Raw genomic sequence first — 6731 nt, 5'->3', positions numbered from 1 at the left:
CGCCCACACCACGCCCACACAGTCGCCACACGCCGCTCAGCGGCCCACACAGCCCCTCACCATGCCTACCCCCACCCAGGTCCCCACCCGGCCCGCAGCGTCGCCCACACGGCCGATCAGCGGCCGATTGTCCGCGTTCTCCGCGCCGTCCGTGCCCGGTGCGGACCCCGCGGCAGCCAGGCCGGCCCGCAGCGGTGTGCGCGGCCGCCTCAACGCGATGCTCGGCCTGAAGCTCGCCCCCAAGACCGACTCGCGCGAGATGCGGCTGCGCGCAGCCCAGAACACGATCGCCGGCCCCGTGCCGGAGGACGCGGTCATCACCTTCGCCAACGTCAAAGGCGGGGTCGGCAAGACACCCCTGGCGATCGCCCTGGCCGAGACGATCGCCGAGTACCGCGGGCCCGCCACGGTCGCGTGCCTGGACCTCGGAGAGATCGGCGGCAGCTTCGCCGAGCGCCTGGCGGTTCCCCCGACCACCGGGCAGGACGCGGCGTCCCTGCTCACCGATCTCGCCGCCGCAGCACCGCAGGTGCGCCCGTCCACCCTGACCCGCTACCTGACCCGCCAGCCGAACGGGTCGTACGTCGTGGCCGGACCCACCGGGACTGTGACACCGCTGAGCTACGACGACACCGCCATGCTGGCGGCGATCCTCGGACGCCACTACGACCTGCTGCTCGCCGACACCGGCAACGCCACCCACTCCGGGAGCTGGCAGTGGGCGATCGCCTCCGCGCACGCGGTGATCGTGCCGCTGCCGCTGCGCCGCGACGCCGCGGTGGCGGCCCAGTGCACCCTGGCCACGATCTCCGCGGTCCACCCGACGTGCTCGCCCGCACCGTCGTCGTCATCACCGACGGACCGGGGGACGCGCCGATGGTCGAAACCGACGTCGTCGAGGCATTTACGGCGCTCGGGGTGCCGGTCTGCCGGATGCCGTTCGAGCCGCTGTTCGCCTCCGGTGAGCGCATCGCGCTCAGTCACCTGCGGCGCGACACCCAGGACGCGTTGACCGTCCTGTCCGCCACAGTCGTCCACCTGATGGCGGGCGCCGTGGACTGATGCGTTGGCCCGGAACCGTTTTCGCCCCGGGCGTGAGGTGCTCGACCCGACTCGTCCCGATTCCCGACCAGACCCGGCCCCTTCCCGTACGGCCGACAGACGAAAGGCGATACCCGATGACCCACAACAACCCCACCGGCAACCGCGCCGCCCACCGCACCCAGCGCCGCCGCGCAGCCTCGCATCAAGCCACGGCCGCGCTCGTCGGGGCCGCAGCCGTGGCCGCAGGGCTGGTGCTGACCCCGACCGCCGCGGCGGCGCCATCACAGGGCGGCACCACCGGCGGCGGCACCCAGGGCGGCACCACCGCAGCCCCGGCACCGAAGCCCGACGCGGCACCGAAGCCCGACGCGGCACCGGTGCCCGAGGCACCGGCCGAGCCGATCTACTGGACCTCCCCGCCCGCGACGGCACCGCACTACGCGCCGCTGCCCAACTACGACTACGACACCGGCCGCTACGACCGGCAGAACACCTACGCCCCACCGCTGGACCTGTCGACGCTGCACGCCCCGATCGAGGTCGAGCAGGCCCCGATCTACATCGCCCCGCCGGAGAAGATCCTGGTCGGCGACTACCACTTCACCCAACCGAACTGGGTGACCGACGAGGACCGCGAACGCACCAACAACACCGCCGGCCTGATCCGCGCGGAGGTGGCCACCTTCTGGAAATCGGTCGGTGTCGACGCCGACCGCGCCGACCGGGTCGCGGCGGCACAGATCGGGGGTGCCGTCGCCGGTGGTGCTGCCGGCGCAGTGGCCGGTGCGGTTCCGGGTGCGCTGATCGGCGGCACCATCGGCGGGATCGGCGGGGCCGCGCTCGGCGGGGTGGTGCCGTTGCCGATCCCGGTGCTGCCCGCGGTCACCACCGGTGTCGCCGGCACCGCCGCGGGCGCGGCGATCGGTGCCGCCGTCGGCGCCGTCCCCGGTGCGGTCGTCGGCGGAGCCATCGGCCTGGCCGCCGGCACCGCCTTCGGTGCCGGCGACGACGAGGGCCGGCCCATCGAGGTCGAGCTGCCGGACGTGCATCAGGACGCGCTGACCGCGCAGACCGCGGCGACGCTCGAACAGTGGCAGTCCTCCGGGCCGGTCGGTGTCGCTGCCGCTGACGCCGCACAGAACGCGGTGCAGACTGCGCCTCAGGTGGATTCGCAGGCCCGCGAGTGGGTGACGGCGCAACCCGGTGGCGACGGGGTGATCGCCGCCGTCGACACCACCCTCGCGACGTTCTTCGGTGGCTCGGCCGGCACCGCCGCCGAGCTGATCTCGACCGCCATCGGCCAGGGCGTCGGCGCCCCGGCCTCCGCCTGACCCGACGGAAAGGATGTGGGTGCACCTCATGAGACTCGGCAAGAACACCTCCCGGCATCCGGCTGTCGTCGATCTTCTCGGCGGTGCACCCAGCGTGTCGCCGGGCGCAACCGATGATGCGGTTGCGCCCGGCGACGGGGCGGATGTTGCGGTGGTTGCATCCGCCGTTGCTCCACGAGGCCCAGCTGGGCGGCGCACGCTGCGACGTCGACGCGTCGTTGCGGCGACCGCGGTGGGTGTGGCCGCGGTTGCCATCGCAGGCGTGGCCTGGTCCGGAGGTCACTCCGACTCCCGGAGTGGCTCTGCTGCAACGCAGGTCGACGGCGCGGACACACCGATCCTCGAACTCGCCGAGACACCCACGGCGCCGGCCTCGGACCTCGACGACGAGTGCCGCGCAGACCGCGGCGACCAGAACAGCGGCGCCGGGGTGATCGCCGCCTGGAACTACGCCTACTACGTCCGCCGCGACGCAGTCGCAGCCCGCGCCCTGGCCACCCCGAACAGCTCCGTCGTCCCCGCCGAGCAACTGCAACCGTTCATCGATGCCGTCCCGGTCGGCACCAACTACTGCGTGCGCACCAAAGCCCTGTCCGAGGACGTCTACCTCGTCGATTTGTCCGAACTGCGCCCCGACGGTGTCCAACGCATCACCCAGACCGTCACCACCGAGCAGCTCGACGGCAAGTGGTTCGTCGACGTCTTCAACTGACCACCAGTCGCACACCCGCATCCGCCCGTGGATCGTGCGGCGCGTCGTCCCCTACCGCCACGATCGCAACCGCGGCGAGAGAGGAGGGGGACAGGGTGACCCCGCAGGAGCAGTCGAATCAGCATCCAGCCAGCAAGATCTCGCAGAAGGAGACCTCAGTCGTGTCCGATGACCCCACCCGACCCGAACCGCCGTTGCAGGCAACTGTGCCGCCGGTGCGCTCGAAGATGCTCGGCGTTGCCGCGGTTGCAGCCATGGCCCTGTTCCTTGCCGCGCTGGCGTTCACGCTCTCCTTCGATGCGTTGCGTGCACTGGCCATCGAAATCAACGTGCATCCCGGGCGCGCATGGATGGCACCGGTTGCCATCGACGTTGCACAGGCCGCTGCAACCGCCGGTTACGTCATCGTCCGCGTCGCCAACCGGTACACCTGGACCCGGCGCTACTGCATGACCCTGGCCGTCGTCACCGTCGCCCTGAGCGTGGTGGGCAACTCGTACCACTCGTATCAACAGGCCGCCCGCAACCTGGCCCGCGTTGCAGCAGGGGAGATGCTCGGGTTCATCCCGCAACCCCCAGCGATCGCAGCGACCATCGCGGCGATCTTCCCGCTGCTGTGGCTGGCACTGTTCCACCTGGCCACCATGATGTTGCAGGTTGTCATCGACGAGCGCGCACAGCATCGCAACGCCGCGCCACCGCAACAGCGCGTGCAACAGCAGAGCCTCGCCGCCGCACCGACCCGCACCGCGCCCGAGCAGTCACCGGAGCACAATCTCACTCGTGCCGCGGCTGCAACCCCCGTTGACGCAACCCCCGCGGCGGTTGCACACGGGGTGCACAACGCAACGCCCGATGCATCCCCGGCGAAGCTCCTCAAGGCCCCTGCCCTGAGCGTTGCCACCACCAGCGAAATCCCCGTTGCCCCCACCCAGCGGGGGAGCGACCGCGCCGACCACGCAACGCACCACGGGTACCCGCAAACCTCGGCCGGATTGCACCGGTTCCTCACCGATGGCAACTTCACCGAACCGGTCAAACAAGTCGCCGCGATGCTCATCGACGAACCGCACCTGCGACAGACCCAGGTTGCGCAACGGTTGCACGTGGACAAGTCCACCGTCAGCCGACGCTGGCGCCTGTTCGTGGCAGCCGCCGAGACCGAAGGATTCACGGTGCCGCCACTTCCCGCCGCCGACGCCACCGAGACCATCCGAGAACTGCAACCAGCCTGACCGAGAAGGGAACCCCGGCGCACTCCACACCCACGTTGTCATCAGCACGGCACCAAACGACGCCAGCCGCAAATACCGGGTACACCCCGCGTTGGCAGCGGGCCCGCCGGTAACGTCACCGACGTCGCTACCCCGAACCCCGCCAGCGGAAGGCCCGGCAGACACCACGTCATCGCGCGCCACAGGACCGAGCGCACTCCGCACACCCCCGCGCGGCACATGCCGCGCAGCCCTCAGACCCAGCACGGGACGATCGCCGACCACTCGGTTCCGACGATCGGATGTACAGAACCTGAATCCTGCGGCACTCGGACATCCACCCACGCGCACGGCGCAACCTCTGGCCTACACCCCCCTTGGTGAAACCGGCCATTCTCGATGACAATTCGCGTCCCTAGGCTCGCCGCCGCGTCCGGCCTGCCTCAGGTCCACCGCCGAGAAGGAGAAACCCGTGCCCAGCTCCGCGCTCGTCACACCAGGAGACAATCGGTCCCCGGTGCTCATCCACGTCCCACACTCCTCACGCGTCATCCCACCCGAGGTACGAGCAGACCTGCTCCTGACCGAAATCGAACTGGCCGCCGAACTCGACGAATCGACCGACACCGCCACCGACAACATCGCAGCGGAAGCCGTACGCCACACCCGGCAGCGCCCGACCACCATCATCAACACGCTCTCACGCCTGGTGATCGACCCCGAACGATTCCCCGACACCAGCGAGCCGGCAGCCGCCTTCGGCCGCGGCGCCGTCTACACCCGCACCTGCACCGGCACACCGCTGCGCCCAGAGCCCTACCCGCGCACCACCGATCTGCTCGACGGCCATTTCCGTCCCTACGCCGACACGGTCACCGCAGCAGTCGAAGAGCGCCTGCACGCGTGCGGGCGCGCGATAATCATCGACCTGCACTCGTACCCCGAAAAGCCCTCCGGGTTCGAGAACCCCGATGCCGCACGCCCCGCGCTGTGCATCGGCACCGACCCGATCCACACCCCGGCATGGCTGATCGAGGCCACCCGGGGCGCATTCGCGTCCCTCACCGAGATCGACGAGATCGCCGAAAACGCCCCCTACGCAGGGTGTTACGTGCCGCTACGCTACTACGGCCACGACGAGCGCGTGACGTCGGTAATGATCGAACTGCGCCGCGACCTCTACCTCTCCGACCCGCGCACCCCACACTCCGCCCGCGTCGACCGGCTCGGCCACGCCCTGGCCACCCTCATCGACACCGTCACCGAACACGCGGCCGCCGATGTGTAAACCCAAACCCGGACCCCGCTGCACCCCACACATGCGCGCCCGACTCGACAGATCAACCGCGCGCGTCGCAGCCGCCCGCGCGCGGCTGGCCGACAACCCGACCCATGCGCGACTGCAACGCAGCTTCACCACCGCCATGGCCGACCACGTCGAGATATGTGCCCTGTACGACTCCACACCCGGCGGCCAGGAGGAACTACGCACGGCGATCGCCTCATCCAGCGACCCGAACACCCGGGACGTACTGACCGCACGCCTGAGAGACGCTGAGAGACTACGAGCCGAGCAAATCGACGCACTGCAGCGAGCCAGTGCAGGACAGGTCTACAAGGAAGGAATCGACGATGAACCACGAGGAAGCGATGACGCAGCAGCGCCGCGAAGCGTTCTGGAGGACGTTCGGGTGGAGCCCGGACCTCCCGGAAGCCGAGCGGATCGAGATCGAGAATCGGTGGACCGATCCGAAAATCGAGGAGGCCGAAGCCCTCGGCTTCTGATCAACGGCCAGCAGATCACCCCAGTCGCGACGCACACCCTGCCGGACGCCGTGCGCGCGGGACTCGAAGCCCGCGGTCTGTCCGCACCGCCGTTGCACGAGCTGGCGCCGGCCGATTCCGGGGTCTACCGCGCCCAGATGCTCGAGCTGACCCGCAAGAACCCGCACGCCGCCTCGGTCTACGTCTACGACGAGGACGAATACCGGAACATGCGGCTGCTGGTCACCGACGACGGCAAGGCCGGTGTAGCCCTCAAAGGCGACGAGATCGTCTCCGCGTTCGCGCACAAGGACTGCGCGCACCCCCGCGGCGCGCGCGATGCTTCGACACGCCACCGCGCTCGGCGGCCGCCGCCTGGATTGCTTCGACACGGTCCTGCCCGACCTGTACGCCGACGCCGGGTTCGTGCCCGTCGCGCGACTGAAGTGGAACGACGACCACGCCCCCGACGAATGGGACTACGACACCTTCCGCACCTTCAACGACGGTCGTCCGGATGTGGTGTTCATGGCCTACGACCCCGACCATGTTGGCGGCACGTACACACGTGGAGCAGGGGAGTACGTCGACGACTACGACGAAGGCATCGCCCGTGCCCAGCAGTACTAGCCGCACGGGACCGTCTCGACATCGTCGTGGCGGTCG

Annotated in this window: 7 protein-coding genes; all 7 read left to right on the top strand. The window is 69.9% G+C overall.

The annotated features are described in order from the left end of the window. Positions 1-61 precede the first annotated feature (61 nt). The 7 genes from I0Q12_RS24745 (at position 62) to I0Q12_RS33815 (ending at position 6695) form a co-directional block, all read left to right on the top strand. Complete coding sequence (locus tag I0Q12_RS24745) at positions 62-1012, top strand: hypothetical protein (protein WP_231611369.1); 951 nt, start codon at positions 62-64, stop codon at positions 1010-1012. A 166-nt stretch (positions 1013-1178) separates the two neighbouring features. Then, entirely contained in the window at positions 1179-2375 is a 1197-nt protein-coding gene (locus I0Q12_RS24740) for an insoluble domain protein (RefSeq protein WP_197255659.1), read from the top strand. A 262-nt stretch (positions 2376-2637) separates the two neighbouring features. Then, on the top strand, positions 2638-3087 hold the full coding sequence (locus I0Q12_RS33820) for a hypothetical protein (RefSeq protein ID WP_231611368.1): 450 nt from the start codon (positions 2638-2640) through the stop codon (positions 3085-3087). A gap of 161 nt (positions 3088-3248) precedes the next feature. Then, positions 3249-4322 (top strand): DUF2637 domain-containing protein, encoded by a 1074-nt coding sequence (locus I0Q12_RS24730; protein WP_197255655.1) that lies wholly within the window; start codon positions 3249-3251, stop codon positions 4320-4322. A gap of 451 nt (positions 4323-4773) precedes the next feature. Further along, a complete protein-coding gene (locus tag I0Q12_RS24725; RefSeq protein ID WP_197255652.1) occupies positions 4774-5589 on the top strand; it encodes an N-formylglutamate amidohydrolase in 816 nt (271 codons plus the stop codon). Positions 5590-5933: 344 nt separating this feature from the next. Further along, the gene (locus I0Q12_RS24720) at positions 5934-6086 is read left to right on the top strand and encodes a hypothetical protein (RefSeq protein WP_197255650.1); all 153 of its coding nucleotides are present in this window, start codon (positions 5934-5936) and stop codon (positions 6084-6086) included. A gap of 318 nt (positions 6087-6404) precedes the next feature. Continuing rightward, a complete protein-coding gene (locus I0Q12_RS33815) occupies positions 6405-6695 on the top strand; it encodes a hypothetical protein (protein ID WP_231611367.1) in 291 nt (96 codons plus the stop codon). The last annotated feature ends 36 nt before the right edge of the window (positions 6696-6731 follow it).

This window comes from Rhodococcus sp. CX (assembly GCF_015865005.1).
GTDB lineage: Bacteria > Actinomycetota > Actinomycetes > Mycobacteriales > Mycobacteriaceae > Rhodococcus.
Note: the sequence above shows the minus strand (reverse complement) of the source record. Positions and strands in the feature narration are given on the sequence as shown.